This is a genomic window from Arthrobacter sp. BE255, assembly GCF_031457335.1.
Classification (GTDB): domain Bacteria; phylum Actinomycetota; class Actinomycetes; order Actinomycetales; family Micrococcaceae; genus Arthrobacter.
The window spans coordinates 366,782-391,577 of record NZ_JAVDWK010000003.1; the positions used below are offsets into that span (position 1 = coordinate 366,782).

Annotated in this window: 28 protein-coding genes and 2 pseudogenes; 14 read left to right on the top strand and 16 right to left on the bottom strand. The window is 65.2% G+C overall.

Going from position 1 to position 24,796, the window contains the following annotated elements:
• Positions 1-3: 3 nt before the first annotated feature.
• The 4 genes and pseudogenes from J2X42_RS08005 to J2X42_RS08020 form a co-directional block, all read right to left on the bottom strand.
• Positions 4-1,092 (bottom strand): biotin/lipoate A/B protein ligase family protein, encoded by a 1,089-nt coding sequence (locus J2X42_RS08005; protein ID WP_310163964.1) that lies wholly within the window; start codon positions 1,090-1,092, stop codon positions 4-6.
• 99 nt (positions 1,093-1,191) lie between these two features.
• Positions 1,192-1,449, bottom strand: a complete 258-nt coding sequence (locus J2X42_RS08010; RefSeq protein WP_028267311.1) for a type B 50S ribosomal protein L31 — start codon at positions 1,447-1,449, stop codon at positions 1,192-1,194.
• Between the two features lie 151 nt (positions 1,450-1,600).
• Positions 1,601-2,020: pseudogene (locus tag J2X42_RS08015) on the bottom strand (TrmH family RNA methyltransferase); the annotation flags it as partial.
• 241 nt (positions 2,021-2,261) lie between these two features.
• Positions 2,262-3,203 (bottom strand): LysR family transcriptional regulator, encoded by a 942-nt coding sequence (locus J2X42_RS08020; RefSeq protein ID WP_309970856.1) that lies wholly within the window; start codon positions 3,201-3,203, stop codon positions 2,262-2,264.
• A gap of 120 nt (positions 3,204-3,323) precedes the next feature.
• Between J2X42_RS08020 and J2X42_RS08025 the strand changes: the two genes are divergently transcribed.
• The 4 genes from J2X42_RS08025 to J2X42_RS08040 all read left to right on the top strand — a co-directional run bounded on the left by J2X42_RS08025 (position 3,324) and on the right by J2X42_RS08040 (position 6,904).
• Complete coding sequence (locus J2X42_RS08025; protein WP_310163967.1) at positions 3,324-4,316, top strand: DUF1852 domain-containing protein; 993 nt, start codon at positions 3,324-3,326, stop codon at positions 4,314-4,316.
• Positions 4,317-4,336: 20 nt separating this feature from the next.
• Entirely contained in the window at positions 4,337-5,383 is a 1,047-nt protein-coding gene (locus tag J2X42_RS08030) for a methionine synthase (RefSeq protein WP_309970861.1), read from the top strand.
• 2 nt (positions 5,384-5,385) lie between these two features.
• Positions 5,386-5,958 (top strand): flavin reductase family protein, encoded by a 573-nt coding sequence (locus tag J2X42_RS08035; protein ID WP_310163970.1) that lies wholly within the window; start codon positions 5,386-5,388, stop codon positions 5,956-5,958.
• 229 nt (positions 5,959-6,187) lie between these two features.
• Entirely contained in the window at positions 6,188-6,904 is a 717-nt protein-coding gene (locus J2X42_RS08040; protein ID WP_310163974.1) for a YoaK family protein, read from the top strand.
• A 65-nt stretch (positions 6,905-6,969) separates the two neighbouring features.
• Here J2X42_RS08040 and J2X42_RS08045 read toward each other — a convergent pair whose 3' ends face one another.
• The 3 genes from J2X42_RS08045 to J2X42_RS08055 are packed head-to-tail and all read right to left on the bottom strand — an operon-like array spanning position 6,970 to position 9,460.
• On the bottom strand, positions 6,970-7,863 hold the full coding sequence (locus tag J2X42_RS08045) for an RNA methyltransferase (RefSeq protein WP_310163976.1): 894 nt from the start codon (positions 7,861-7,863) through the stop codon (positions 6,970-6,972).
• A gap of 7 nt (positions 7,864-7,870) precedes the next feature.
• Positions 7,871-8,656, bottom strand: coding sequence for a sulfite exporter TauE/SafE family protein (locus J2X42_RS08050; RefSeq protein ID WP_310163979.1), 786 nt, complete (start codon positions 8,654-8,656; stop codon positions 7,871-7,873).
• Positions 8,657-8,674: 18 nt separating this feature from the next.
• Entirely contained in the window at positions 8,675-9,460 is a 786-nt protein-coding gene (locus J2X42_RS08055; RefSeq protein ID WP_310163982.1) for an ABC transporter ATP-binding protein, read from the bottom strand.
• 133 nt (positions 9,461-9,593) lie between these two features.
• Here J2X42_RS08055 and serB point away from each other — a divergent pair, with 133 nt between their 5' ends.
• A complete protein-coding gene (gene serB / locus J2X42_RS08060; protein WP_310163985.1) occupies positions 9,594-10,487 on the top strand; it encodes a phosphoserine phosphatase SerB in 894 nt (297 codons plus the stop codon).
• Between the two features lie 24 nt (positions 10,488-10,511).
• Here serB and J2X42_RS08065 read toward each other — a convergent pair whose 3' ends face one another.
• Entirely contained in the window at positions 10,512-11,354 is an 843-nt protein-coding gene (locus J2X42_RS08065) for a VOC family protein (protein WP_310163987.1), read from the bottom strand.
• A 152-nt stretch (positions 11,355-11,506) separates the two neighbouring features.
• A complete protein-coding gene (locus tag J2X42_RS08070; protein WP_310163990.1) occupies positions 11,507-12,259 on the bottom strand; it encodes an SDR family oxidoreductase in 753 nt (250 codons plus the stop codon).
• 194 nt (positions 12,260-12,453) lie between these two features.
• Here J2X42_RS08070 and J2X42_RS08075 point away from each other — a divergent pair, with 194 nt between their 5' ends.
• On the top strand, positions 12,454-12,831 hold the full coding sequence (locus J2X42_RS08075; protein WP_310163992.1) for a DUF5655 domain-containing protein: 378 nt from the start codon (positions 12,454-12,456) through the stop codon (positions 12,829-12,831).
• Between the two features lie 25 nt (positions 12,832-12,856).
• On the opposite strand, the gene J2X42_RS08080 is transcribed toward J2X42_RS08075, so the two are convergent.
• The gene (locus J2X42_RS08080; RefSeq protein WP_310163995.1) at positions 12,857-13,582 is read right to left on the bottom strand and encodes a beta-ketoacyl-ACP reductase; all 726 of its coding nucleotides are present in this window, start codon (positions 13,580-13,582) and stop codon (positions 12,857-12,859) included.
• Positions 13,583-13,726: 144 nt separating this feature from the next.
• Between J2X42_RS08080 and J2X42_RS08085 the strand changes: the two genes are divergently transcribed.
• The 4 genes and pseudogenes from J2X42_RS08085 to J2X42_RS08100 all read left to right on the top strand — a co-directional run.
• A complete protein-coding gene (locus J2X42_RS08085; RefSeq protein ID WP_310163996.1) occupies positions 13,727-14,161 on the top strand; it encodes a DUF3099 domain-containing protein in 435 nt (144 codons plus the stop codon).
• Complete coding sequence (locus tag J2X42_RS08090; protein ID WP_310163997.1) at positions 14,158-14,433, top strand: hypothetical protein; 276 nt, start codon at positions 14,158-14,160, stop codon at positions 14,431-14,433. Before J2X42_RS08085 ends, J2X42_RS08090 begins: the two co-directional genes overlap by 4 nt.
• Positions 14,434-15,321: an SURF1 family protein gene (locus tag J2X42_RS08095; protein ID WP_310163999.1), complete on the top strand. Its 888-nt coding sequence runs from the start codon at positions 14,434-14,436 to the stop codon at positions 15,319-15,321. It abuts the gene before it with no gap.
• A 69-nt stretch (positions 15,322-15,390) separates the two neighbouring features.
• Positions 15,391-15,531: pseudogene (locus J2X42_RS08100) on the top strand (YbaK/EbsC family protein); the annotation flags it as partial.
• A gap of 141 nt (positions 15,532-15,672) precedes the next feature.
• On the opposite strand, the gene J2X42_RS08105 reads toward J2X42_RS08100, so the two are convergent.
• The gene (locus J2X42_RS08105; RefSeq protein WP_131132958.1) at positions 15,673-17,271 is read right to left on the bottom strand and encodes an ABC-F family ATP-binding cassette domain-containing protein; all 1,599 of its coding nucleotides are present in this window, start codon (positions 17,269-17,271) and stop codon (positions 15,673-15,675) included.
• Positions 17,272-17,570: 299 nt separating this feature from the next.
• On the opposite strand from J2X42_RS08105, the gene J2X42_RS08110 reads away from it, so the two are divergent.
• The 3 genes from J2X42_RS08110 to J2X42_RS08120 are packed head-to-tail and all read left to right on the top strand — an operon-like array spanning position 17,571 to position 19,539.
• Positions 17,571-18,200, top strand: a complete 630-nt coding sequence (locus tag J2X42_RS08110; protein WP_310164003.1) for a biotin transporter BioY — start codon at positions 17,571-17,573, stop codon at positions 18,198-18,200.
• Between the two features lie 5 nt (positions 18,201-18,205).
• Positions 18,206-18,919, top strand: coding sequence for an ABC transporter ATP-binding protein (locus J2X42_RS08115; RefSeq protein ID WP_310164007.1), 714 nt, complete (start codon positions 18,206-18,208; stop codon positions 18,917-18,919).
• Positions 18,916-19,539: an energy-coupling factor transporter transmembrane protein EcfT gene (locus tag J2X42_RS08120; RefSeq protein ID WP_310164009.1), complete on the top strand. Its 624-nt coding sequence runs from the start codon at positions 18,916-18,918 to the stop codon at positions 19,537-19,539. Before J2X42_RS08115 ends, J2X42_RS08120 begins: the two co-directional genes overlap by 4 nt.
• 19 nt (positions 19,540-19,558) lie before the next feature.
• On the opposite strand, the gene J2X42_RS08125 is transcribed toward J2X42_RS08120, so the two are convergent.
• Both J2X42_RS08125 and J2X42_RS08130 read right to left on the bottom strand, forming a co-directional pair.
• Positions 19,559-20,758 carry a thiolase family protein gene (locus tag J2X42_RS08125; RefSeq protein WP_310164011.1) on the bottom strand — a complete coding sequence of 400 codons (1,200 nt, stop codon included), beginning with the start codon at positions 20,756-20,758 and terminating at the stop codon, positions 19,559-19,561.
• Between the two features lie 5 nt (positions 20,759-20,763).
• Entirely contained in the window at positions 20,764-22,167 is a 1,404-nt protein-coding gene (locus J2X42_RS08130) for an AMP-binding protein (protein ID WP_310164014.1), read from the bottom strand.
• A 59-nt stretch (positions 22,168-22,226) separates the two neighbouring features.
• Between J2X42_RS08130 and J2X42_RS08135 the strand changes: the two genes are divergently transcribed.
• Positions 22,227-23,105: a neutral zinc metallopeptidase gene (locus J2X42_RS08135; protein WP_310164016.1), complete on the top strand. Its 879-nt coding sequence runs from the start codon at positions 22,227-22,229 to the stop codon at positions 23,103-23,105.
• A gap of 89 nt (positions 23,106-23,194) precedes the next feature.
• Here J2X42_RS08135 and J2X42_RS08140 read toward each other — a convergent pair whose 3' ends face one another.
• The 3 genes from J2X42_RS08140 to J2X42_RS08150 all read right to left on the bottom strand — a co-directional run bounded on the left by J2X42_RS08140 (position 23,195) and on the right by J2X42_RS08150 (position 24,791).
• Entirely contained in the window at positions 23,195-23,527 is a 333-nt protein-coding gene (locus tag J2X42_RS08140; RefSeq protein WP_131132952.1) for a metal-sulfur cluster assembly factor, read from the bottom strand.
• 12 nt (positions 23,528-23,539) lie between these two features.
• Entirely contained in the window at positions 23,540-24,328 is a 789-nt protein-coding gene (sufC, locus tag J2X42_RS08145) for a Fe-S cluster assembly ATPase SufC (RefSeq protein WP_310164021.1), read from the bottom strand.
• Between the two features lie 103 nt (positions 24,329-24,431).
• Positions 24,432-24,791 (bottom strand): non-heme iron oxygenase ferredoxin subunit, encoded by a 360-nt coding sequence (locus tag J2X42_RS08150; RefSeq protein WP_131132950.1) that lies wholly within the window; start codon positions 24,789-24,791, stop codon positions 24,432-24,434.
• Positions 24,792-24,796 lie beyond the last annotated feature (5 nt).

Genomic DNA, 24,796 nt, shown 5'->3' on the forward strand with positions numbered 1-24,796 from the left:
CCCTCAGGGGACGCGGTGCAGCCACTCCTCGGTGCCGAACTTGGCAGCCACCCGCTCCCGGGCGGCGCTGAGTTCGGCGTCCGTGAGTTCCGACAGGGTGGCGGCATAGCGTTCGGTGAACACTTCGATCATCGCCGCGATGATTTCCGTGCGTGCGAGCCCGGTCTGCCGGCGGAGCGGGTCGACACGCTTCTTGGCGCTGCGGGTTCCCTTGTCCGAGAGCTTTTCCTTGCCGATGCGCAGCACGTCCACCATCTTGTCGGCGTCGATGTCGTAGCTCATGGTGACGTGGTGCAGCATGCCGCCGTTGGCCAGCCGTTTCTGCGCGGCGCCGCCGATCTTGCCCTGGTCCGTGGCGATGTCGTTCAGGGGCACGTAAAACGCGGTGACCCCGATCTTCTCCAGCGCGGCCATCACCCAGGCGTCCAGGAAAGCATAGGAGTCGGCAAAGCTGATCCCGTCCACCAGGGTCTGCGGCAGGTACAGGGAGTACGTGATGCAGTTGCCGGCCTCCATGAACATCGCTCCCCCGCCGCTGATGCGGCGGACCACGGTGATGCCGTGCCGGGCCACGCCGTCGGGATCCAGTTCGTTGCGGACGGACTGGAAGCTGCCGATCACCACGGACGGCTCCTCCCAGTCCCAGAACCGCAGCGTCGGGTTGCGCCTGCCGGCGCCGACTTCCTCGGTCAAGACCTCGTCCAGTGCGACATTGACGTGGGTTGGGAGGACCGTGGGGGCAATGACGTTCCAGTGATGGTCAGACCAGGACGTTGCCTTCGCCAGGGCACGGCGTACGGTGACCGCCACGGCGTCGGCCGAAAAGCCGAACAGGACTGCGCCCGGTGGCAGGGAAGCGGTCACGGCAGCGGAAAGCTCTGCCGCCGTCGTGGTTTCCGCCAGCCCGTTGAGGGCCCGGTTGATATCCGGGAGCGCCTCGTCCGGTTCCAGGAAGAAGTCCCCGCTGACTGACACGCCGGTGAGGAGTCCGTCCACGACGTCGAGGTCCACCACCACGAGCTTCCCGCCGGGGACCTTGTACTCGCCATGGAGGCGGGGGCGGTCTTCGTCGGGGAGCGCTGTGTCAGTCATGCCTTCCATCCTGCCTCACAGCCCGGGGTGCCGGAAAATGCAAAAAAGCCCGCACCGTTGCCGGTGCGGGCTTTCCACAGAACGTTGGGGCGAAGTGAATTACTTCTTGCCGCCGAAGCCCTTGAAGCGAGCGTTGAAGCGCTCGACGCGGCCTGCAGAGTCCATGATGCGCTGCTTGCCCGTGTAGAACGGGTGGGACTCGGAGGAGATTTCGACGTCGATGACCGGGTAGGTGTTTCCGTCTTCCCACTCGATGGTCTTCTTGGAAGACACGGTGGACTTGGTCAGGAACTTGACGCCGGAAGCCAGGTCGTTGAAAACAACAGCTTCGTACTTCGGGTGGATATCAGACTTCATAATGGGACCTTTGTTCGCACAACTGGATTTGGCCAGTTGCCAGGTATGAATGGGATGGCCGCGCCCTGCAGCAGCGAAAAGCACTACAGCATTGCGGCCAGCTACCAATAATAGCGGATCGGCGCGGTCCCCGCGAACCGCCTGCCGGGCCTTATCCCCGGGGCCTGAGCTCCCAGAACGCCACTGCAGACGCGGCGGCCACATTCAGCGAGTCCACGCCGGCCCGCATGGGGATTTTCACTGCGAGGTCGACGGCGGCGAGTGTCTTTGCGCTCATGCCTGCACCTTCCGTGCCCAGCACCAAAGCCAGCCGGTCCGGATTCCGGGCGGCAAGTTCATCGACATCCACCGCATCCCCGGTCAGCTCCAGCGCCGCCACGGTGAAGCCATGCTGCTTGAGGAGGGAAAGATCCCGCGGCCAGGACTCGAGCCGTGCCCACGGAACCTGGAAAACAGTGCCCATGCTGACGCGGACGCTCCGCCGGTAGAGCGGGTCTCCGCACCGCGGCGACACCAGGACGGCATCGATGTCCAGCGCAGCCGCGGACCTGAAAATCGCCCCCACGTTGGTGGTGGTTCCAATGTGTTATAGGCATTTCACGGCGCAAACATTGCCGGGGCTTGGCACGAACAGTCACACACGTGAAGAACCTTGATTTGCACCTATTCTTCGTCCGCCTCTGGCAGCTTATCCAGGGCCTTGCCTGTCAGTTTGGCTCCTGCGACGGGTAGGTACGACACCAGCAACCCGCTCGGCTGCAACAGACGCGTCGAATCACCTGAGGGGTACGGAACCGCCTACTCGACTGCGGTCAGTCGAGTAGAGCGACGCCGAACTCAGCGACGACGGCCCGCAGTTCCCCGAGGTAGCGCTGTGCTTGGTCGGTGAGCGGAATCGCGGCGTGGCCGATCCAGCCGATCTCGATGCGTTCGTCAACGTCGAGTGGGATGGCGACGATCTCCGGGTCCAGCTGCCCGCTGATGATGCCCGTCGAGATCGTGTAGCCGTGGAGCCCGATCATGAGGTTGAAGATTGTCGCTCGGTCAGAGACCCGGATCTCCTGCTTACTGGACAAGGTGGAGAGAATCTCCTCGGCAAAGTAAAAAGAGTTGTTCGCACCTTGATCGAAGGTCAGCCGCGGCAAGCCGGCAAGATCGTCAAGAGTCGCTCGCTCTTTTGAGGCGAGCGGGTTGTTCCGTGAAATGAAAATGTGCGGATCGGCGAGGAACAGCGGAGAGAACGCGAGCCCGGATTCGCGGAGCAGCTTGTCGATGACCTTCCGGTTGAAATCGTTCCGGTAGAGGATGCCTATCTCGCTGCGGAGTGTCCGGACATCCTCGATGATGTCCCAGGTGCGGGACTCGCGGAGCGAGAACTCGTATTCGGCCACCTCAGTGGCCTTGACCATCCGGACGAAGGCGTCCACCGCGAACGAGTAGTGCTGCGTGGACACCCCGAGCAGACGTCGTGTCGGTGGCCTGCCAAGATAGCGCTGCTCGAGGAGGGCGAACTGCTCGACGACCTGCCTCGCGTAGCCGAGGAACTCTACCCCGTCGGCGGTGAGGGTGACCCCGCGGGCGGAGCGAACCAGGAGTGCACGGCCCACCCGTGCCTCAAGGTCCTTCATTGCCGCGGACATGGTCGGCTGCGCGACATAGAGAAGATCGGCCGCCGCGGAGATCGACCCCTCCGCGGCAACTTCTATGAAGTAGCGGAGCTGCTGCAGGGTCAGTCCGCTCGAAATCTGAGCCATAGGGAAAGTCTATATGAGTGCATAGCGACGCCTAGTTACTTGATACCCCCTGAAAGGCTGCACCATGGACACGTCCCTTTTGAAAGGCCGTCTCCGGCCCATCTCCAAGATTGGCAGCACATGGCAGACGACTTCACCTTCAGCATTACCACGACCCGCTTCGACGAGGACTACTCCCCGTCGGAAGGCTCCCGGATCACGACGAATTTCGCCAACCTGGCACGGGGCGAGCACCGCCAGGAGAACCTCCGCAACGCCTTGACCATGATTCGGCGCCGTTTCAACGATCTCGCAGACTGGGACAACCCGGACCGGGACCGCTACGCGCTCGAGCTTGAGATCGTTTCCGTGCAGATACAGCTCACCGCGGACGGCACGGATCAGCAGTTCCCGCTGTTCGAGGTTCTCGATATCCAGATCGTCGACCTGCTGAACGGGGTCCGCCACCAAGGGATCGTCGGCAACAACTTCTCCTCCTACGTCCGAGACTTCGACTTCAGCGTCGTACTGCCAGCGGCAGCCGGGGACTCAGGCAAGCCCACGGTGCCTGAGGACTTCGGCGATCTTCACGGCAAGCTGTTCCAGCACTTCCTCGATTCCCCGGTATGCCGGGAACGCTTCCCGCAGCCGCCAGTGGTCTGCATCAGCGTCTCCACAAGCAAGACGTACCGGCGAACCGGGAACCGTCACCCGGTCCTGGGCGTCGAGTACCAGCAGGACGAGTTCTCGCTGACGGACGCGTACTTCGCCAAGATGGGACTGCGGGTGCGCTACTTCATGCCACGCGGCAGCGTTGCGCCGCTCGCCTTCTATTTCCGCGGCGACCTGCTCAATGACTACTCCAACCTGCAGCTCATCGGCACCATCAGCACCATGGAGACGTTCCAGAAGATCTACCGCCCCGAAGTTTACAACGCGAACTCCGCCGCCGCCGCCGTCTACCAGCCGAGCCTGGGCGAGCAGGATTACTCGCGGACCCAGATCGCTTACGACCGCGTCGAGCGCGGTCAGCTCGCGATCACGCAGGCGAAGTACACGGAGGAGCACTTCATCACGCCCCACAAGGATCTGTTGGATCAGTGGACCGCCAACTACCCCGCCCTCGTCAACTGACCCACGGAGAATCATCAATCATGAACACACTTTTGCCCACCACCGTCGTCGGTAGCCTGCCGAAACCATCGTGGCTCGCACAGCCGGAGACTCTTTGGTCCCCGTGGAAGCTGGAGGGAGATGCGCTGCTCGAGGGCAAACAGGATGCGCTGCGCATCGCCATCCACGAGCAGAGCCTGCGCGGCATCGACATCGTCAGCGACGGTGAGCAAACCCGCCAGCACTTCGTCACGACCTTCATCGAGAATCTCAGCGGGGTCGACTTTGAACAACGCAAGACCGTGCGCATCCGCGACCGCTACGACGCGAGCGTACCGACCGTCGTCGGACCGGTGCGCCGCGAGCGGCCGGTATTCGTCGACGACGCAAAGTTCCTCCGCGCAACCACGGACCGGCCGATCAAATGGACTCTTCCCGGTCCAATGACGATGGTGGATACCCTCTACGATGACCACTACAAGAGCCGCGAGAAGCTGGCCTGGGAGTTCGCCACGATCCTGAACCAGGAGGCGAAAGAACTCGAGGCGGCCGGCGTTGACATCATCCAGTTCGACGAGCCCGCGTTCAATGTCTTCCTCGATGAGGTCAAGGATTGGGGAGTGGCTGCGCTTGAGAGAGCCGCAGAAGGACTGCGCGCTGAGACCGCCGTGCATATCTGCTACGGCTACGGGATCAAGGCGAACAATGACTGGAAGGCGACGCTCGGCTCACAGTGGCGGCAGTACGAGGAAACTTTCCCGCTGCTGCAAAGCTCCAGCATCGACATCATCTCGCTGGAGTCCCAGAACTCCCACGTGCCCATGGACCTCATCGAGCTCCTCCGCGGCAAGAAAGTCATGCTCGGGGCAATCGACGTCGCAAGCGAGACCATCGAGACGCCGGAGGAGGTCGCCAACACCCTCCGCATGGCCCTGCAGTTCGTCGATGCGGACAAGCTCATCCCCAGCTCCAACTGTGGCATGGCACCGTTCCCCCGGGACGTCGCACTGGCCAAGCTGAGTGCCCTCAGCGCAGGGACGAACATCATTCGCGAGGAACTCGCCCGCTCCGCCCCCAAGGTGTCATAACGATGTTCCATGCTTACCCCATGGACACATGGCTCGATACTCCCAAGCAAAGCTTCCCGTCCTCCCTCTCGGCCAACGACTTCAAGTCACTGTTCCGTGGCCATCCGGGAGGTGTCGCCGTCATCACGGCCGATGCCGGCGAAGGACCGGTGGCACTGACGGTATCTTCGGTCGTGTCAGTGAGTGCGGAACCTCCGTTGATGATCTTCTCGGTCTCGGCACTGTCCTCTGCGTCCGAAGTACTTTCCCGCGCCGAAACCGTCGTCGTGCACCTGCTGGACGCGCACGACGTCGACCTGGCGAAGTTTGGAGCGACCCCCGGCGCCGACCGCTTTGGCCAGACGCACCGCTGGTCGCCCCTTGCAACCGGCGAAGCGGTGTATGAGGATGTCCGCGCCTGGGTGCGCTGCGCCGTCATCGATCGCATGGAGGTGGGGACCTCCACCATCATCGCCGTTCACGCCCTGGAGTCCCGCGTGATGCGTGACGTCCAAGCGGGCGAACCCGGCGACGCCCTGGTCTACCACAACCGTTCATGGCATCGTCTGGGCGAGCATTCCAAGCTTGAAGCCTGAGCGCCGCGCCAACAATGCAAGGCAGGAAGCCGAGCGGCTCACGACGGCGGAAGCATTCGGCCATTCCAAGATTGCACGTCGACGCTACGATGGCGCCCTCGCCACCGGCGCAGATCCCCGGAGCGACGGCATCGCCTTAGTTGCCTGCCAGTCCATCTAAAACCACCAACAAGCGTGTCCGTGGGGTGGTCATAGAGACCACCCCTCACGATGAAGGATCCCTTAAACCATGACATCAGCTGTAGCCAGCTCAGGTATCAAAACTGCCTCTACCCCACAAGAAAATGTGTCGTCTCCGGAAAAGTTCCGACTGATGCTCATGATGGCCCTCACGCTCGTTACAGGTGTGGTTGACGCGGTCGGCTACCTTGGACTTGATCACATCTTCACCGGAAACATGACCGGCAATTTGGTGATTCTTGCTATGGCGTTGGCCGGGGCGGCGAACCTGCCAACTTTGGGCCCACTGGTAGCACTTGGCGCCTTTCTCCTCGGCGCGGCGGTTGCCGGATCTACGCTCCAGTCAAGCCCGAAAGGCTGGAACCGCAGGGTCACGCTCCTTCTCACAGCGGGTTGTATCGCGTTGACGGGAACCGCCGCCACCTCTCTCATCGTGGAAGACGTCGGCCGGCAGTCTATTGGTGTCCTTGTTGCCGCCGTTATCGCCATGCACATGGGCTCCCAGGCCCTGATTGCGCGGCATTTGGGCGTACGAGACATGACCACAGTGGTCATTACTTCCACCATGACTTCCCTCGCCGGAGAGTCACTTGTGGGCAAGCAACGGCCCAGGTTACTCAACCGACGGCTGGGCGCTGTCCTCGCTATGTTCGCCGGGGCCGCCATCGGAGTTCCCCTGCTCCAGATCCATCTCAGCGTCCCGATCGGCCTCGGCATCGCCATCACCGCCGCTGTGACGTTCCTGGGGAGTCGCCGCTGGCATTGATGCGGTACTCCAGCTCTTCAATTGCTCCTGACACCGCGGTCGGGCGGGTGCGTCACGCTCAGCCACTACCTCGTCGCGTAGAACGCCACAGCGGATGACGCCGCAACATTCAGCGAATCCACGCCATTCATCATCGGGATTGTTACGCGCGCGTCGAGCGCCTGATCGGTCTCAGGTCTCAACCCGTCACCCTCGGTGCCGAAGACCAACGCCAGGTTCTGGTGGTCGTGGGCGACAAGCTCATCGAGTGTGATGGCACCTTCGCCGAGCGACATGCCGGCCACGAAGTAGCCTGCTTCCTTGAGGACCTCAAGGTCCCCCGGCCACGACTCGATCCGGGTCCACGGCACCTGGAACACGGTGCCCATCGAAACCCTGATGGAGCGTCGGTAGAGGGGGTCGGCGCACTGGGGTGAGACGAGGACGGCGTCGACGCCGATGGCGGCGGCGCTGCGGAAAATCGCACCTACGTTTGTATGGTCGGTAAGGTTCTCCAGGACCGCGATCCTTGATCGCCCCGGAAAATGAGCTCGATCAGAATCTTGTATTTTGCGACCACTGACGTTGGTGTGGTCCACGATGTCCTCCAGGACCGCAACCCGGCGGGCGCCGGCGAGCAGTTCGTCCAGGGGAGCGGGCGCCGGCCGCTGCATGGCAGCCATCGCCCCACGGTGCAGGTGGAAGCCGGTGATCTCCTCCAGCAACGAGGCGTGGCCAATGAATGCCGGGACGTCCGGGTGGGCGTCCAGGACATCCTGCAGGTCCGCCAGCCATTTCTCGGCCAGGAAGAACGAACGCGGCTGGTGGCCGGCGGCCAGGGCGCGGCGCAGCACGCGCGAGGATTCGGCGATGTACATGCCCTCCGCCGGTTCGCGGAGCTTTCGCAGGTGGACATCTGTCAGCTGGGTGTAGTCGGATACCCGGGGATCCCGGGCCGACTCGAGGTAGTGGATTGGCACCGGCTGATTATTTCAGCAGATTGGCGATCATAAAGCCCAGCGCAACCAGCCCGAGGGCAAAAATCACACCACGGAGGACGGTGGGTGAGAGCCTTCTGCCTACTTTGGAGCCAAGGAGTCCGCCGATGGTGGAGCTGACGGCGATCAGGAGCACCACCAGCCAGTTGATGCGGTCAAAGGCGAAGACCAGGTAGGAGACGGCGGCCACCAGGTTCACGCCGAGCACCAGGATGTTCTTCATGGCGTTGGCGTTCTGGATGGTACCGGTCAGGAAAACACCCAGGATGCCCACCAGCAGGATGCCCTGGGCGGCCACGAAATAACCGCCGTAGACGCCGGCCAGGTAAACGAGCACCACCAGGAGGACGCCGTGCCGTTTGTCCCGCACGGCGTGTTCCGGGTTCTCCTCGCGGTTGCGGACCCACGCCTGCAGGCGTGGCTGGAAGACCACCATCAGCAGGGCGAGCACCAGGAGGACCGGCGCCACGTAGTGGAAGACCTTCTCCGGGAGGTGGAGGAGGAGCCAGGCGCCGGTGATGCCGCCCAGCAGCGACGCCGGCAGGAGCTTGAGGAGCTGGAGTCCCCTCCCCTTGAGCTCACGGCGGTAGCCCCAGGCGCCGGCGGCGGTACCGGCCACCAGGCCCATGGCGTTGCTCATGGATGCCACCACCGGGGTGACCCCGAGGGCGATCAGGACGGGAAAGGTGACCAGGGTGCCGGAGCCGACGACGGCGTTGATGGTGCCGGCCCACAGGCCGGCGATGAACACAAAAGTACTGCTGAGAAAATCCACGGTGGGCGGCGCCCTGGCCTAGCGGCGGGCTGTGGCGGTGTAGCGGCCGGCGTTCTCGGTCACGTCCAGGGCCAGGCCGAAGGTTGTGGTGAGGTGCTCATCGGTGAGGACGTCGGAGATCGGGCCGGCAGCGACGACACCGCCGTCACGCAGCAGCATGGCGTGCGTGAAGCCGGGCGGGACTTCTTCAAGGTGGTGGGTGACCAGGACCATGGCCGGGGCGGCTTCGTCCCGCGCGAGTTCACTGAGCTTGTGGACGAGTTCTTCGCGGCCGCCCAGGTCCAGCCCGGCAGCAGGCTCATCCAGCAGGAGCAGCTCCGGATCCGTCATGAGGGCCCGGGCGATCTGGACGCGCTTGCGCTCACCTTCGGAGAGCGTGGCGAAGGTCCTGTTGAGCAGCGGCCCCATCCCCCACGCGTTCAGCAGACGGAAGGCGCGGCGCTCGTCGTCGCGCTCGTAACCCTCGCGCCACCGGCCGGTCACACCGTAGGCGGCGGTGACCACCACGTTCAGGACGATCTCGTGTTCCGGGATCTGGGTGGCGAGGGCGGCGGACGAAAGGCCGATGCGGGGACGGAGCTCAAAGACGTCGACGCGGCCCAGGGTTTCGTCGAGGATCCCGGCCTTGCCGCTGCTCGGATGCAGGCGTGCTGCGGCGATCTGCAGAAGCGTCGTTTTGCCTGCGCCGTTGGGGCCAAGGATGACCCAGCGTTCGCCTTCGTTGACCTGCCAGTCAACCTTGTCCAGCAGGGTCTTCTTGCCTCGGACAACGCTGACGGAAGCCAATTCCAAAACATCACTCATAGGAGTAGACACTAGGACAAAACGGGGACCGACTGATAACTGATACGGGCCTTGCGACATGCGTCACGGCCGGCGGCGTTGTACCTCCGCAATGAATTCGGGCCGTACCCCTGCGCTGGCTAAGATTGCAGCCATGACTCCGAACGTGACTGCGGTCAGCTATGGCCCGAAACTGACCGCCTCCGAGCTTGACCAGCTGCGCTCCGTCCTGGCCGGCAGCGGCGCGACTTTCGAGTCCGAATCCCGCGCCGGGGACAGCCGGTTTGAGGTCCACACCGCCGAACTGGCCGTCGCTGACGGCACGGATTCGGGCATCGCGGCCCTGCGCCACGCGGTAGCCGAGGCGGCGCAGGACGGCCTGGACACCGCCATCGTTCCCTCCGGACTCCGCGCAGCCCAGCGGAAGTTCCTGATCATGGACGTCGACTCGACGCTGATCCAGCAGGAAGTCATTGAACTCCTGGCAGCCTACGCGGGCAAGCGCGAGGAAGTTGCCGCCGTAACCGAAGCCGCCATGCGCGGCGAACTGGACTTCGCGCAGAGCCTGCACGCACGCGTGGCCGTGCTCGCGGGACTGCCGGCCGCCGTCGTCGACTCCGTCCGCGCAGAAGTGAAACTGAGTGAGGGCGCCGCCGATCTGGTGGCCGCGTTCAAGGCCGCAGGACACGTGGTTGCGGTGGTCTCCGGCGGTTTCAACCAGATCCTGCGTCCGATCGCGGAGGACCTGGGCCTGGATTACTGGATCGCGAACGAACTCGAAATCGTGGACGGCGCCCTGACCGGCAAGGTTCTCGGTGCCGTGATTGACCGCGCTGCGAAGGAGAAATACCTGCGCGAGTGGGCGGCCGCCGAAGGAATCGCGATGGAACACACCATTGCCGTGGGTGATGGGGCCAACGACCTGGACATGCTGGGAGCCGCCGGGATCGGAGTGGCATTCAACGCAAAGCCCGCTGTCCGTGCAGTTGCAGACTCCGCCGTCAACATGCCCTACCTGGATGCCGTGCGCCACATCGCCGGCGTCTGATCCCCCGGCTCCGGCCGGGACCACTTAGCCCGACGGCGGCGTGAACTGGCTTGCGGTGAATACGGCTCCGCCGGGATCCCTGATCAGGACAGTGCGCGTCCACTCGGTATCGTCCTGCCCCAGGAGGACGGCGCCGAGGCGCTCTGCATCCTTGGCCGTCCGGTCGCGGTCCGCGACAGTAAAGGTCACGTGCCACTGCGGCTGCCCACCAGGCGCCGCGGAGGCAAGCCAGGCGACGGCGTCCTCGAACCCGCGGGGCACGAGGGCGCCGGACTGGCGGACCCTGATGTTGGGGTCGACGGTGGCTTCGAGGTGGTCCCCGTATCCGGGGCGGCGGATCATCGTTCCGAAGCCGAGGCTGTCGAACTGCCAGCCGAAGGCCTTCGTGTAGAAGGCGGCAGCTGCCTCGGTGTCTGTGGTGTGGAGGTCACTGAAATTCCAGCCACCGGGACCGTTGACCGCTTGGGCGCCGGAGCGCTCCCGGGCCTGCCAGATACGGAACTCGACGCCTTCAGGATCTGCCAGCACCGCCTGCACGCCGCCCCAGCCCGCATCGGCAGGAGCCGATTTCAGTGTTGCACCGGCAAAGAGCAGGTGGCGAACGGCAGCATCCGCTTCGTCGACGGAGACGTAGGTGTTCCACGCGGCGACACCGGGGCCGGGGCCCATGATCGCGGCGGCTTCCTGTCCGTTGAGCGTGGCAATGACGTACCTGCCACCGCCGGCCGGGGCAGTGTCGTTGAACTGCCACCCGAAGACTCCGCCGTAGAAGTGCATGGCTGCCTCCACGTCGGGCTGCCGGGTGTCCACCCAACAGGGAACACCGGCCGGATAGGTACGGCGCGTCACCTCTGGTTGCTGTGCCATGCATAAGACCCTAGGCGGCCTTGCACTCCCAGACAACGCCCCCCGACAGAGAAAAGCTCCGGACAGACAAAAGCTCCGGGCAGCTTTTCTGCCCGGAGCCTGTCGTGTGACGGGTTGCCGCGGGGACAACCCTTTGGGAGAGCCCGGAAACCCTAGCTGGCGCCCTTGCCGAAGTAGTCGGCACCGCCGGCGTACTCCGTGTGGCCGGACTCGACGTCGGCGGTAGCCATGCCGGCCACCACTTCGGCGAACTCCTCCACCGAGTAGAGCTTGCCGGCCTCGGCGCGGCGGGCCTCGATGGCGCCGGGAGTGGAGCGGTCAAGCAGTGTGGCCGTAACGGTGCCTTCGATCATGTCGCCCGAAACGACCACCAGCGAGATGCCCTTCTCGGCAAGGTTCGGGATCAGGGCACGGAGGGCGTCCTCACCGGCACGCTTGCTGCGGGCCACCGGCTCGTACGCCGGCATGGTGGAAACACTGTTGATGAAGTGGGCCTGGTGGCTGGTCACGAAGACCACGCGGGAGCCCTCCTTCATCAGCGGCACTGCGGCATTGAGCATGTTGACCTGCGCGTCCCGGTTCAGCTTCAGCGCGTAGTCGTCCTCCATGCCGGTCTCCATGCCACCGGAAGCGTTGAGCACCAGGACGTCCAGCGAACCAAAGTTTTCCATGGCGGCACTGGCAAGGGCCTGCACGCCTTCCAGCGTGGTCAGGTCCGCACCGACGGCCGTTGCACGGCCGCCCGCGGCTTCGATTCCTGCGACCACCTTGTTGGCGCGGGGCGCCTTCTGGCGGTAGTTAACCACGACGGCGGCGCCCTCGCCGGCCAGGATCTTTGCCACTTCGGCGCCGATTCCGCGTGAGGATCCGGTCACGATGGCGGTCTTGTTGTCCAGCAGTCCCATATGGGCTCCTTTGTTCGAAACGTCTAAATCGCTAGAGGTCTGCAGTCCATCATGCCAGCGCAGGCCCCGTATTTGCTTGTTTGACCCCGACAAAGAAGCTTGCCCCGGCTAGTGACGGGGCCCTGCCGGGAGCCTGCCGTCCCGGCGTAGGCTCCCCCCATGAAGAACCGCCGGAAACCGCAAGGGCACAGGCCATGACGGGCGCCGCAGGCAAACCGTCGACGCCGGAAGGCGTCTTCGCCAACTCACCGGAAGGACTGCGGCTCTGCCACATTGTCAGCGACGCCATTCTCGGCGCGGTTCCAGCCACCGTGCGGACCACTGCCAGCCAGGTGGCCTTCCGGAACCGGCGCGGGTTCGCCTATGTCTGGAATCCGCAGCAGCACCTCAAGACAGCGGTACCTGCTGTTCTCTCCATTGCATTGCCCCGGCGGGTGGAGTCAGCGCGGTTCAAGGAGGTGGTCCACCCGTCCCCCGGAGTGTGGATGCACCACCTTGAACTCAACGCGGCTGACGACGTCGACGAAGACGTAACGGCCTGGCTGATTGAAGCGTTCGGCGCCGCTTCCTGAGGTTGCCCGGCAGCAGGGTTTCCTGTTAGTGGCCCATGCCCAATCCGCCGTCGACAGGGATGACTGCGCCGGAAATGTAGGCTGCCTCGTCGCTGGAAATCCAGCGGACCACATTGGCAACTTCCGACGCTTCAGCGAAGCGGCCTGCAGGAATGCTGGAGAGATAGTCCTTCTGGGTGGCTTCGGGAAGTTCGGCCGTCATGTCCGTGTTAATGAATCCCGGTGCCACCACGTTGGCCGTGATTCCGCGGGATCCCAGTTCCCGGGTCAGCGAACGGGCGATGCCCACCAGGCCTGCCTTGGAGGCGGAGTAGTTGATCTGCCCCGGAGCGCCGTAGAGGCCGGAAACTGAGGAGATCAGCACAACGCGGCCCTTGCGCATCCGGATCATGCCCTTTGACGCGCGCTTGATCACACGGAAGGCGCCGGTGAGGTTGGTGTCGATCACGGAGGTGAAATCGTCCTCGCTCATCCGCATCAGCAGCGTGTCCTTGGTGATGCCTGCGTTGGCCACGAGAACCTCAACGGGGCCATGCGCAGCTTCCACCTCGGCGAATGCCGCATCCACTGAGGCTTCATCCGTCACGTCAGCCTTGACGCCCAGGATCCCGGCCGGCAGCTCAGACTCGCTCCGGTAGGTCACCGCCACCTTGTCGCCGTTGGCCAGGAAGGCCTCGGCGATGGCCAGGCCAATGCCGCGGTTTCCGCCGGTGATGAGGACGCTGCGGGCCGCAGTAGCTGCTTCAGACATAAAACGCTCCGGGAATCTGCGGCAGGCTGCGCCGCGGTAGGAAGAGGCTGTGATTTTGCTGCCTCCGATCTTAGCCCGCGTTTGGGCGCCACTGCCGGATGGTGAGAGAATTGAGGCAAGCCTTTGGAGCGTGATCAATCAGCCGTGACCCTTGAAAACCATGCTGGACAGCCCGTGCCCGGAGATCCTGAACGGTTCTCCGGCGATACCGGAGTCCATAGCATCACGGACGCTGCGTCAGCCCACTCCGAGGACATGCGCCAACGGATGATCAAATACGCACTGGCCATGGGAATCCGCATGGTCTGCCTCATCCTCATTTTTGTGGTGGACGGCTGGTTCAAGCTGGTGATGGTCGCAGGCGCTGTCTTCCTGCCCTGGATCGCGGTGGTCATTGCGAACGGCAGCGACAAAGCGGAGATCCACAGCGATTCCCTGCTCGACTCCGCGCCACTGGCCGAACTGGAAGGACCCAGCTGGGCACCGGCCGAAGCCGCTCCGGATGACGAAGTCCTGCAGGGCGAACTCATTGATGACGACGACGAACCAACCCACGGCGAGGAACGGCGCGCTTCATGAACATTTTTGACCTGGCCGCAGGGACCCCCGGTCCCCCGCCGGCCGCAGCTCCCATGTGCTCCCGGAAAGCCTGCCGGTCCGAGGCTTCCTGGCAGCTGCTCTGGAACAACCCGAAGATCCACACGCCCGAGCGGCGGAAGATCTGGCTGGCCTGCGGCGACCACCGCGACTGGCTCGAGGACTACCTGCAGACCCGCGGGCTCTGGAAGGAAACACTGCCGCTGGAAACAGATTCCGTGTCCGGTTCCACCCAGCAGGGACAGGAAGGCTGAATGTACCGCTTCCTCTTTTCCAGCAAATGGCTGGGCTACCTCCTGCTTGCCGTGATTTTCGCCACGGCGTGTGTTTTCCTGGGGCGCTGGCAGATGGACCGCCGCGCCGAAACGCTCGCGGAGATCAACCGGGTCCTCACCAACTACTCGGCCACCCCGGTCCCCTTCGCTGCGGTCAAGGACGAGTTCAACAATCTGGAGCCCGAGAAGGAATGGACGCAGGTTGAACTCAAGGGCGCGTATGACGCCGCCGGCCAGCGGATTGTCCGCAACAGGCCCCTGAACGGGCAGCCCGGCTACGAAGTGGTGGTGCCCTTCAAGCTGGTTTCGGGCGAGACTGTGGTGATCGACCGCGGTTGGCTGCCCATCGGCAACAACAATCCTGGCCGCCCTGACTCGATCCCCGCGCCGCCCGCAGGTGAGGTGACCGCCGTCGTCCGCCTGAAGGCAGGAGAACCGACGCTTCAGCGTGGCGCCCCTGACGGCCAGCTGGCGTCCATCGACCTGCCCGTCTACGCAGAAGAGCTCGGCTACCCTCTGCTGACAGGAGCCTACGGCCAGCTTGCGTCAGAGACGCCGCCGGCAGCGGAGATGCCCTTCCCGTTCCCCATGCCCTCCACGGAGGAAGGCACGCACCTGTCGTATTCCCTGCAGTGGTTTGCCTTCGGCGTGCTCATGTTCGTGGGCTTCGGCTACGCCGCGCGCCAACAGGCCCGGAACGCCGAGATCGACGCCGAGGACGCTGAGGATGACGGCGCCAGCGATTCGGGCAGCCCGGGGCACTCTGCCGCAGCGGCAGCCCGCCGTCGTCCGCATGTCCCGCGCAAGCGGAAGCACCCAACCGCCGAGGAAGAGGAAGACGCCCTCCTCGACGCGCAGGGCTACTGACGGGTGAAGCCGTTGGATGTTGCCGCTCCGGTGGCGAATGTGAAACGCGCCCTGACAGCGGCCGGAGTCAAGATTAGGACGATCCTGGACAACTCCCTCAAGGCCCACAAGATCCTCTGGGCCGGAGCAGGAGACCACAACTCAATGTTCAGCATCACCTACAAAGAGCTGCTCCGGATCACACAAGCCGAAGAACTAACGGTCCGCTAGCTCTGGTTCGCCCAAAGGTGACCGGACCGCAAGCGCCAGCGGCCGGGTGATTTGTGTAGCTTGCGTCAGAGGCGAGGAACGAGCCAGCAAGCGGCAAATTACGCGGCCGGGGGCGCGACCGCACCCGAACGGGCGATAAGGCTAAGCCAGCGTAATCAGGTCCAGGTAGTCTTCGTTCCAGTGGTCCTCGATGCCGTCGGGCAGCAGCACAACCCGCTCAGGATTCAGTGCTTCGACTGCACCTTCGTCGTGGCTCACCAGGACAACGGCGCCGGAGTAGTTCCGCAGGGCCCCGAGGATTTCGGCGCGGCTGGCGGGGTCCAGGTTGTTGGTGGGCTCGTCGAGCAGGAGCACGTTGGCGCTGGAGGCGACGATGGTGGCCAGGGCCAGGCGGGTCTTTTCACCGCCGGAGAGCACTCCGGCCGGCTTGTCGACGTCGTCGCCCGAGAAGAGGAACGAGCCGAGGATGCCGCGGACTTCGGCGTCCTTCATGTCCGGCGCGGAGGAGCGCATGTTCTCCAGGACGGTGCGGTCGACGTCGAGTGTTTCGTGTTCCTGGGCGTAGTAGCCCACCTTCAGGCCGTGCCCGGCTATGACGTCGCCGGTATCCGGCTTGTCCACGCCGGCGAGCATCCGCAGGAGGGTGGTCTTGCCGGCGCCGTTGAGCCCAAGTATGACCACTTTGGAACCGCGGTCGATGGCCAGGTCCACGTCGGTGAAGATCTCCAGCGAGCCGTAGGACTTGCTGAGGCCTTCGGCGGTGAGCGGGGTCCTGCCGCAAGGCGACGGGTCGGGGAACCGGAGGGCTGCCACGCGGTCGTTTTCGCGGACTGCCTCCAGCCCGCTGAGCAGGCGTTCGGCGCGCTTGGCCATGTTCTGCGCGGCAACGGCCTTGGTGGCCTTGGCGCGCATCTTGTTGGCCTGGTCGAACAGGACCTGGGCCTTCTTTTCAGCGTTGGCGCGTTCGCGCTTGCGGGCGCGCTCATCCGTCTCGCGCTGGGTGAGGTAGCGCTTCCAGTCCATGTTGTAGAAGTCGATCTGGGCGCGGTTCGCGTCCAGCAGGAACACCTTGTTAACGGTGGCCTCGAGCAGTTCGGTGTCGTGGCTGATCACGATCAGGCCGCCCTGGTGGTTTTTCAGGAAGTCACGCAGCCAGGCGATGGAATCGGCGTCGAGGTGGTTGGTGGGCTCATCCAGGAGCATGGTCTCGGCATCCGAGTACAGGATGCGCGCAAGCTCCACGCGGCGGCGCTGGCCACCGGAGAGTGTCTTCAGCGGCTGGTTCAGCAGCCGGTCCGGCAGGGCGAGGTTGGAGCAGATCGCCGCCGCCTCAGCCTCGGCCGCGTAGCCGCCGGCGGCCAGGAATTCCGATTCCAGCCGGTCGTAGCGGTTCATTGCCTTGCGCTGGATGTTGGCGTCCTCGCTGGCCATCTCTTCGTGGGCCACGCGGAGTTTGCCGACGGCGATGTCCAGGCCGCGGACGGACAGGATCCGGTCGCGCGCGAGCTGCTCCATGTCCGGGGTGCGCGGGTCCTGGGGCAGGTAGCCGATCTCACCGGTGCGGGTCACCTTGCCCGCTGCCGGCAGCCCCTCGCCGGCCAGGACACGTGTCAGGGTGGTCTTGCCTGCACCGTTCCGGCCTACCAGGCCGATTTTGTCTCCCTTGTCGATGCGGAAGCTCACCTGGTCCATAAGGAGCCGGGCGCCGGCGCGCAGTTCAAGATCCTGGACAGTAATCACAGCAGGTAAGGCCTTTCACAACAGGGAACGCCGCAGCCAACCGAATGAAGTCTGGAAGGAACCGGGCAGAGAGGCCGGAGAACGGCCTATACAAGTCTACCGGCCGCAGCTTCACCGCATAACCGCCTCGATCGGCAGCTCTGGGGGCGCTCTGCCGCGGGTCCGGCACGGACCTTTGTGCCCTGCCGTCACATCGGACCGTCCCGCTTAGTGGATCCCCTACAAAATGGAGTCCGACGGCGGGCGGTAACGTCGGAAGCACCCCATGCTTTGCTTGTACAACCCCGACAGGATTTTCCATGAGCCAGACTGACACCGCCGTCAACGGCGCCGCCTCCCCCGCCCGCCGCCGCTGGAACGCAACCGACCTTGGCCTGATCGCCGTCTTCGCCGCGCTCGTTGCCGGCTCCGCGCTTGTTCCCGGGATCGCGGCGAACGTCTTCGGCATCCCCATCACCTTCCAGACCCTCGCGGTGATGCTCACGGGACTGATGCTGGGCCCCGCGCGGGGCTTCGCCGCCGTCGGGCTTTACACGCTCCTGGGGCTCGCCGGCCTGCCGATCTTCAGCCAGGGCCGCAGCGGCCTGGGCATCCTGGCAGGACCGTCAGCCGGCTACATCATCGCATTCCCCATTGCCGCGGCACTCGTCGGCTGGCTCGCCACCGTGGTTATCCGCCGCACCACCCGGGCCCGGGCGCTCTGGTTCTTCCTGGCGGCCACCGTGACCAGCATCCTGGTGGTGCATTCCCTGGGCGTTGCCGGCATCGTGATCAACACCAAGACCGGGCTGGGCCAGGCCTTCATGGCCGACCTTGTCTTCTACCCCGGTGACGTGATCAAGAACATCCTGGCCGCCGGGATTGCCGTGGCCCTGCACCGGGCATTTCCCGACGTGCTGGTCCGCCGCGTGAAGCGGATCAACCGCTAACCGTCATGGCAATTTCCTTCCGCCAGGCCGCCGTCGCGGTAGACGTTGACAACCATCCGGAGCCTAAGACGCTGCTCCACGGCGTGACCCTGGAGCTGACGGAACGGCGCATCGGCGTGATCGGGGCCAACGGATCCGGCAAGTCGACGCTGCTGCGACTGGTCAACGGCCTGGTTCAGCCCAGGTCCGGGACAGTGGCGGTGGACGGCGACGACACCGTCCGCGCCGTGCGGGCGGTCCGGCGGAACGTTGGTTTTGTCTTCACCGATCCGCTGTCCCAGCTGGTGATGCCAACAGGACGGGAAGATGTTGAGCTTTCGCTCCGCCGCTCCGTCCGCAACGGAGTGGAACGGCGGCGCCTGGCAGAGGCCGCGCTGGAGCGGTTCGGGCTGCTGGGCCTCGCTGACCAAAGCATTTATGAACTCTCGGGCGGGGAACGGCAGCTGATGGCACTGGCCGCTGTCTTGGCTGTGAACCCCTCCGTGCTGGTGCTCGACGAACCCTCCACCTTGCTGGACCTGCGGAACCGCGAACTCCTGCGCCGCACACTGGCCGGCCTGGAGCAGCAGATCCTGATGTCCACCCACGACCTGGAGCTGGCGCTCGACATGGACCGTGTTCTGGTGGTTGAAGCGGGACACATCGTATTCGACGGCGCGCCCCTCCAGGCCGTGGACCGGTACCGGACGCTCTGCGCCGAAGGCCTGGCGGCACCGTGAGGGGGCACGGCTTCCTCCTGGCGAACTATGTCCAGGGCGATTCGGTCATCCACCGCTGCCCGCTGCTCCTGAAGTTCCTGCTGGTGTTTGGCTGCGGCCTGGCGTCCTTCCTGATCGTGGACTGGCTGGTGTCCGCCGCGGTCCTCGCCGTGATGTGCGGGCTCTACCTCCTCACGGGGGCCGGACCGCGCCGGCTCTTCGGTGCCATCCGGCCGCTGCTGCTGGTCCTGCCCGTGATCGGGCTGTTCCAGTGGTGGCAGCTCGGGGGTCCCACCGCGGCCCGGATCGTCCTGAACATCCTCGTCTGCATCGTGGCAGCGTCCCTGCTGACTGCTACCACGCCCATGCAGCGGCTGCTGGACGGCGTGGTGTCACTGGCCACGCCATTTCGGCGCTTTGGTGCCGATCCGGAGCGCTTCGCACTGACCATCGCTGTGATGCTGCGGAGCATCCCGTACATTGCGGGCGCCTTCGCCGACGTCCGCGATTCCGCCCGGGCACGGGGACTGGAACGAAACCCGCGCGCGCTGGTGCTGCCAGTTTTTATCACCACAGTGGCCTTCGCCCGCCAGACCGGTGAGGCGCTGGCCGCCCGAGGGCTCGGCGACGCCGACGACTGACCGCCCCGCTGACGGCTGCCTAGCTGATGGTTTCGTACCGCAACAGCGCCGCGGTCCCCATCCCGCCGGCGATGCTGATCAGCGCCAGCGCCAGCTGGCCCTCTTCACCACGGGCCCGGGCCTGGGCCAGCAGGCGCGTTACCAGCACCGCCCCGGATGCCCCGTAGGCGTGGCCCAGCGCCAGGGCACCGCCGTCTGCGTTCGCGCTCTCCGGGTCAAAGCCAAGGTAATCCAGGCACGCCAGGGCCTGGGAGGCGAAAGCTTCATTGAACTCCACGAGCCCCACATCTGCCGGCATGAGCCCCCGGCTCGCCAGGAGTCTTTCACCGGACACCGCCGCACCAATCCCCAGCAGTTCGGGATCCACTCCGGCGGTGTCCGTCGCCAGGACCAGGAGCCCGTCCGCTGCCCCCAGTTCGCGGGCTCGCTGCAGCGACGTGATCACGACGGCGGAGGCGGCGTCGGCGTCGAAGCATGAGTTTCCGGCGGTGACCGTTCCCCCCTCAACAAAGGCAGGCGGGAAGCGCTTCAGGACCGCCGCGTTGAGTCCCGGGCGCGGGCCGTCGTCTTTGCTGACAGTTCCGGCCGCTGTCTCCAGCGGCGTGATTTCGCCTTCGAAGAGTCCGGCCCGGGCAGCCGCGACAGCCCGCTGGTGGCTGGCCAGGGCAAAGGCATCCTGCCGGTCCCTGCCGACGGCGAACCGCGCGGCAACGTTCTCGGCGGCAACCCCCATGTCCGGGTCCCCGTAGCCGGCCGGCACAAACCGGGCCCGGGAGAAGAAGTCCGGTTCGCCGTCGTCGTCGTTCCGGTAAGCCCGCAGCGGCGCAGTGCTGATGCTCTCCACTCCCCCGGCGAGATAGACCGGATTCCCGCCTGCAGCCACCAGCCTGGCGGCCAGGACAATGGCATCCAGGCCGGAGCCGCATTGGCGGTCCACTGTCAGGCCGGGCACGCTGACCGGAAGGCCGGCCTCCAGCAGGGCAAAACGGGCCACGTTGCCGCCACCGCCCACGGCGTTGCCGATCACCACATCTGCCACGTCCTTCGAGGACACGTGGCTCTCGGCCAGGAGCTGCGTCAGGACAGGCGCCAGCAGCTGGTGGGCACGCAGGTCCTTCAGCGCCCCGTTGGAGCGGCACACCGGGGTCCTCCGGGCGGCGATGATCACAGGCTGGCGGTCGGCAGGGAGCAGCCCCGGGACTGCGGTGTCAGTGTCCACGGGCTTCAGTGCCCAAGGGGGCGGACCCGCTGGTCATGGGAACTGATCCAGTCAAGGAGCATGTTCCGGCTTACCTTGCCGCGGTCGGTGGTGGGCAGCTCGGACAGGGCAAAGTACTGCAGCGGGCGCTTGTCCCGCGCCAGGATGTTTTCCAGGCCGGCTTTGAGCTGGTTGGCCGATATTCCGCCGTGCGCCGGGACCACGCCTGCAACGACGCGCTGGCCCCTGAGGTCGTCGGGCATCCCGGCCGCGATGGCCGCCGCGACCCCGGGAACGGACGCCAGCGCCAGTTCGACCTCATGCGGGTAGACGTTCTTCCCGGACGTGAGGATCATGTCAGCCCGCCGGCCCAGGATGTGCAGCCCGTCCTCTGCCAGGTAGCCCTGGTCGCCCACAGTGAACCAGCCGTCGAACGAACGAAGTGCCTCGCCGTCGTCGCCCCACAGGTACCCGTTGCTGACCATGCCGCTGCGGACGCAGATGTTTCCGGCGTCGCCGTCCGGGAGCCGGGTTCCGTCGTCGTCCAGGATCCTGACCTCCACGCCCGGAAACGCGCGGCCGATTCCGGTGCCGCCGGCATCGAGTTCCCCGGCCGGGAGGCCGGCGCCCGAAACGAAGCTCAGTTCGGAGGCGCCGTAGTACTCGAAAATGGTGGCGTTGGGTGCCCATCGGCGGGCGGCTTCAAGGGTGCGGGCATCGAGCTTGGAACCCGCACAGATGATGGTCCGCACGCCGGCCGCATCCACGCAGCCGGTGAGGCCGCGCTCACTGAGCAACCGCAGCATGGTGGGTACCAGGACCAGGCGCGTCACGCCGTCGTGCGTGATGGCGGCGTGGACGTCGCCGACGTCGAAAGTCTCCAGCGTCTGGAACTCGGAGCCTGCGTAGAGGCACTCCGCCAGCGCATAGAGGTTCAGGCTCGCAGCAAGGGGGCCAGGGGCAAGGGTCACGTCGTCCTGCCGGAGCCCAAAGAATTCGATGGACGCGTCGAAGGACTTCCGCCAGGACTGCCTCGAGCGGGTGAACGCCTTGGGTACCGAGGTGGTGCCGGAGGTCAGGCCGATCAGGAACGTGGTTTCGGGCGGACCGTCGGCCAGGGCGTCGTCCGCGGCCACGTCCCCGGGCCGGGCTGAGCCGTCCAGCCGGTGGCGGATCTCCTGCTGCAGCTGTGCCGGCCACGTCGGGTCCAGGACGGCGCACTGGCGCTCCCCTGCCACTGCCGCGGCCAACCGGACAGCGAAGTCAACGGAGTTGCTTTCGGCCAGGACGGTGACAGCTTTGGCACCGGACACGGCGGACGTTGCGGAGTCGCGGAATTCAGCCCAGCTCAGGCGCCGGCCGGCCACAACGACGGCGGTGTCGTGCGGGCGGTCATCGGCCCAGCGCTGGATTCGATCGAGAAAAGGCATCGCCTCAACTTTACCGGCAGGGCCTCCTTGCCCGTGCCCGCGGGGACTATTGTGACTCTATGAGCTTCAATGACAATGTCCAGCTGGATCCCTCCCAGGTTCAGGACCGTCGCGGCGGAGGCCGCGGCGGTCTTATCGGGGGTGGGATTGGCGGCGCCGTGATCCTGCTGATTGCCACCTTGCTGGGCGTCAACCCCCAGCTGCTCGAGGGCCTCACCGGCGCGGGGCAGGAGCCGCAAAGCCAGGGCACCGCGCCTGCCTGCCAGACGGGGGCCGACGCCGACGCGCGCCTGGACTGCCGGATAACCGGCACGGTGAACAGCCTCAACGCGTTCTGGCCGGCGTACCTGAAGGATTACGGCGTGCAGTATCCCCAGCCGGAGACGGTCATCTTCGCCGAGGCCGTCAGCACCGGCTGCGGGAATGCCTCCAGCGCTGTGGGCCCCTTCTACTGCCCCACCGACACCACTGCCTACTTTGATCCGGGTTTCTTCCAGGAGCTCGTGGACCGGTTCGGATCCTCCGGCGGTCCGCTGGCGCAGGAGTATGTGGTGGCGCACGAATTCGGCCACCACATCCAGAACGTGCTGGGATACCTCGATCGGGCCCAGCAGGATCCGCAGGGGCCGGAGTCCGGTGCCGTCCGGGTGGAGCTCCAGGCCGACTGCTACGCAGGTCTCTGGGTAAAGCACGCGTCAACCCAGCCCGGCCCGGACGGCCAGCCGTTCCTTGAGCCAATCACCCAGCAGGACCTCAACGACGCCCTGTCCGCCGCCTCGGCAGTGGGCGATGACCGGATCCAGGAAGCAGCCACCGGCCAGGTCTCGCCGGAATCGTGGACGCACGGGTCCAGCGAGCAGCGGCAGAAGTGGTTCTACACCGGCTACCAGACCGGCGACATCAACCAGTGCGACACGTTCGCGGCAGCCACCCTCTAAAGGTCCGGCTGATTAAAGCGGAACGACGGCGGCCGGTCAAGCCTTCGCAGGGAAGGTGACCGGCCGCCGTCGTACTTTGTGCGGTGACGTCAGATGTTGAAGCCGAGGGCCCGCATCTGGTCCTTGCCGTCGTCGGTGATCCGCTCCGGACCCCATGGCGGCATCCACACCCAGTTCAGGCGCCAGTCATCAACGATGCCGTCCAGGGCCTTGCCGACCTGCTCCTCGATGACATCGGTGAGCGGGCAGGCGGCCGTGGTGAGCGTCATGTCGATCAGCAGCGCGCCGTCGTCGTCTGAGTACTTCAGGCCATACAGCAGCCCGAGGTCAACGATGTTCACGCCGAGCTCCGGGTCGATGACGTCCTTGAGTGCCTCTTCGACATCCTCCAGGGCCGTGCGGGCCGTATTGGTTTCGGTCATGGCAAGTCCTAACTAGGCCTGTGCTGCGGCGGCGATGGTGGCTGCACCGGCGCCAGTGGCGTAGCGGTCGTAGCCTTCTTCTTCGAGGCGGTCGGCGAGCTCCGGGCCGCCCTCTTCAACAACCTGGCCGTCAACGAACACGTGGACGAAGTCAGGCTTGATGTAGCGCAGGATGCGGGTGTAGTGCGTGATCAGCAGCGTGCCCATGTTGCCTTCGGCGTGGGCGCGGTTGACGCCTTCGGAAACAACCTTCAGGGCGTCGACGTCCAGGCCGGAGTCGGTCTCGTCAAGGATGGCGAACTTCGGCTTGAAGAGTTCCAGCTGGAGGATCTCCACGCGCTTCTTCTCGCCGCCGGAGAAGCCTTCGTTGACGTTGCGCTGGGCGAAGTCGGCGTCGATGCGCAGCTTCTGCATGGCGTCCTTGACTTCCTTGGTCCAGGTGCGCAGCTTGGGTGCTTCGCCGTCAATGGCGGTCTTGGCGGTCCGCAGGAAGTTGGTCATGGAGACACCGGGGACCTCCACGGGGTACTGCATGGCCAGGAAGACGCCGGCGCGGGCGCGCTGGTCAACGCTCATGGCCAGGACGTCTTCGCCGTCGAGCGTGATGGAGCCCGAGGTGACGTTGTAGCGCGGGTGCCCGGCGATGGTGGACGCCAGGGTGGACTTGCCGGATCCGTTGGGGCCCATGATGGCGTGGGTCTGGCCGGTGTTGATGGTCAGGCTGACGCCCTTCAGGATCTCCTTGGTGCCCTGCTCCGTGTCAATGCTGACGTGCAGGTCCTTGATCTCAAGAGTAGACATAGGTCTTGTTCTCCTCTGCACCGTGCCCTCCGGCGGCGGTGCGGTCTTTGTCTGGAAGTTTTTGGTTCTGTTGCTTTGTCCGGCGGGCGCCGGGGCGATGCTGCTAGCTGAAGTTCGGTGCTTCCGCGCCGTTGAGGACGTTGGTGAAGTCCACGTAGACCTCGTCCCCGAGGATCTCGACGGCGAACACCGGAACGGGATCGTAGGCGGGCAGCTGAAGCGGCTCGCCGCTGCGCAGGTCGAACTGGGAGCCGTGGCCCCAGCATTCGATCATGCACCCCTCCACTTCACCCTCGGACAGTGAGATGTCCGCGTGTGAGCAGGTGTCGCCGATGGCGTGGATCTCGCCCATGGAATCCTTCACGATGGCTACCGGGTAGTCATCGATCAGGATCCGGAGCGCCTGCTTGAGCTGGATTTCATCCGTCTTGCAGACAAGCTCGCCCTTTGGCTGTTCAGTCATCTGTG

What these genes read in the sequence shown, in the direction of transcription:
- J2X42_RS08005 (WP_310163964.1), bottom strand. Translation starts at nt 1,092, where the DNA reads ATGACTGACACAGCGCTCCCCGACGAAGACCGCCCCCGCCTCCATGGC.
- J2X42_RS08010 (WP_028267311.1), bottom strand. Translation starts at nt 1,449, where the DNA reads ATGAAGTCTGATATCCACCCGAAGTACGAAGCTGTTGTTTTCAACGAC.
- J2X42_RS08020 (WP_309970856.1), bottom strand. Translation starts at nt 3,203, where the DNA reads ATGGCTCAGATTTCGAGCGGACTGACCCTGCAGCAGCTCCGCTACTTC.
- J2X42_RS08025 (WP_310163967.1), top strand. Translation starts at nt 3,324, where the DNA reads ATGGCAGACGACTTCACCTTCAGCATTACCACGACCCGCTTCGACGAG.
- J2X42_RS08030 (WP_309970861.1), top strand. Translation starts at nt 4,337, where the DNA reads ATGAACACACTTTTGCCCACCACCGTCGTCGGTAGCCTGCCGAAACCA.
- J2X42_RS08035 (WP_310163970.1), top strand. Translation starts at nt 5,386, where the DNA reads ATGTTCCATGCTTACCCCATGGACACATGGCTCGATACTCCCAAGCAA.
- J2X42_RS08040 (WP_310163974.1), top strand. Translation starts at nt 6,188, where the DNA reads ATGACATCAGCTGTAGCCAGCTCAGGTATCAAAACTGCCTCTACCCCA.
- J2X42_RS08055 (WP_310163982.1), bottom strand. Translation starts at nt 9,460, where the DNA reads ATGAGTGATGTTTTGGAATTGGCTTCCGTCAGCGTTGTCCGAGGCAAG.
- serB (WP_310163985.1), top strand. Translation starts at nt 9,594, where the DNA reads ATGACTCCGAACGTGACTGCGGTCAGCTATGGCCCGAAACTGACCGCC.
- J2X42_RS08065 (WP_310163987.1), bottom strand. Translation starts at nt 11,354, where the DNA reads ATGGCACAGCAACCAGAGGTGACGCGCCGTACCTATCCGGCCGGTGTT.
- J2X42_RS08070 (WP_310163990.1), bottom strand. Translation starts at nt 12,259, where the DNA reads ATGGGACTGCTGGACAACAAGACCGCCATCGTGACCGGATCCTCACGC.
- J2X42_RS08075 (WP_310163992.1), top strand. Translation starts at nt 12,454, where the DNA reads ATGACGGGCGCCGCAGGCAAACCGTCGACGCCGGAAGGCGTCTTCGCC.
- J2X42_RS08080 (WP_310163995.1), bottom strand. Translation starts at nt 13,582, where the DNA reads ATGTCTGAAGCAGCTACTGCGGCCCGCAGCGTCCTCATCACCGGCGGA.
- J2X42_RS08090 (WP_310163997.1), top strand. Translation starts at nt 14,158, where the DNA reads ATGAACATTTTTGACCTGGCCGCAGGGACCCCCGGTCCCCCGCCGGCC.
- J2X42_RS08095 (WP_310163999.1), top strand. Translation starts at nt 14,434, where the DNA reads ATGTACCGCTTCCTCTTTTCCAGCAAATGGCTGGGCTACCTCCTGCTT.
- J2X42_RS08110 (WP_310164003.1), top strand. Translation starts at nt 17,571, where the DNA reads ATGAGCCAGACTGACACCGCCGTCAACGGCGCCGCCTCCCCCGCCCGC.
- J2X42_RS08115 (WP_310164007.1), top strand. Translation starts at nt 18,206, where the DNA reads ATGGCAATTTCCTTCCGCCAGGCCGCCGTCGCGGTAGACGTTGACAAC.
- J2X42_RS08130 (WP_310164014.1), bottom strand. Translation starts at nt 22,167, where the DNA reads ATGCCTTTTCTCGATCGAATCCAGCGCTGGGCCGATGACCGCCCGCAC.
- J2X42_RS08135 (WP_310164016.1), top strand. Translation starts at nt 22,227, where the DNA reads ATGAGCTTCAATGACAATGTCCAGCTGGATCCCTCCCAGGTTCAGGAC.
- J2X42_RS08140 (WP_131132952.1), bottom strand. Translation starts at nt 23,527, where the DNA reads ATGACCGAAACCAATACGGCCCGCACGGCCCTGGAGGATGTCGAAGAG.
- sufC (WP_310164021.1), bottom strand. Translation starts at nt 24,328, where the DNA reads ATGTCTACTCTTGAGATCAAGGACCTGCACGTCAGCATTGACACGGAG.
- J2X42_RS08150 (WP_131132950.1), bottom strand. Translation starts at nt 24,791, where the DNA reads ATGACTGAACAGCCAAAGGGCGAGCTTGTCTGCAAGACGGATGAAATC.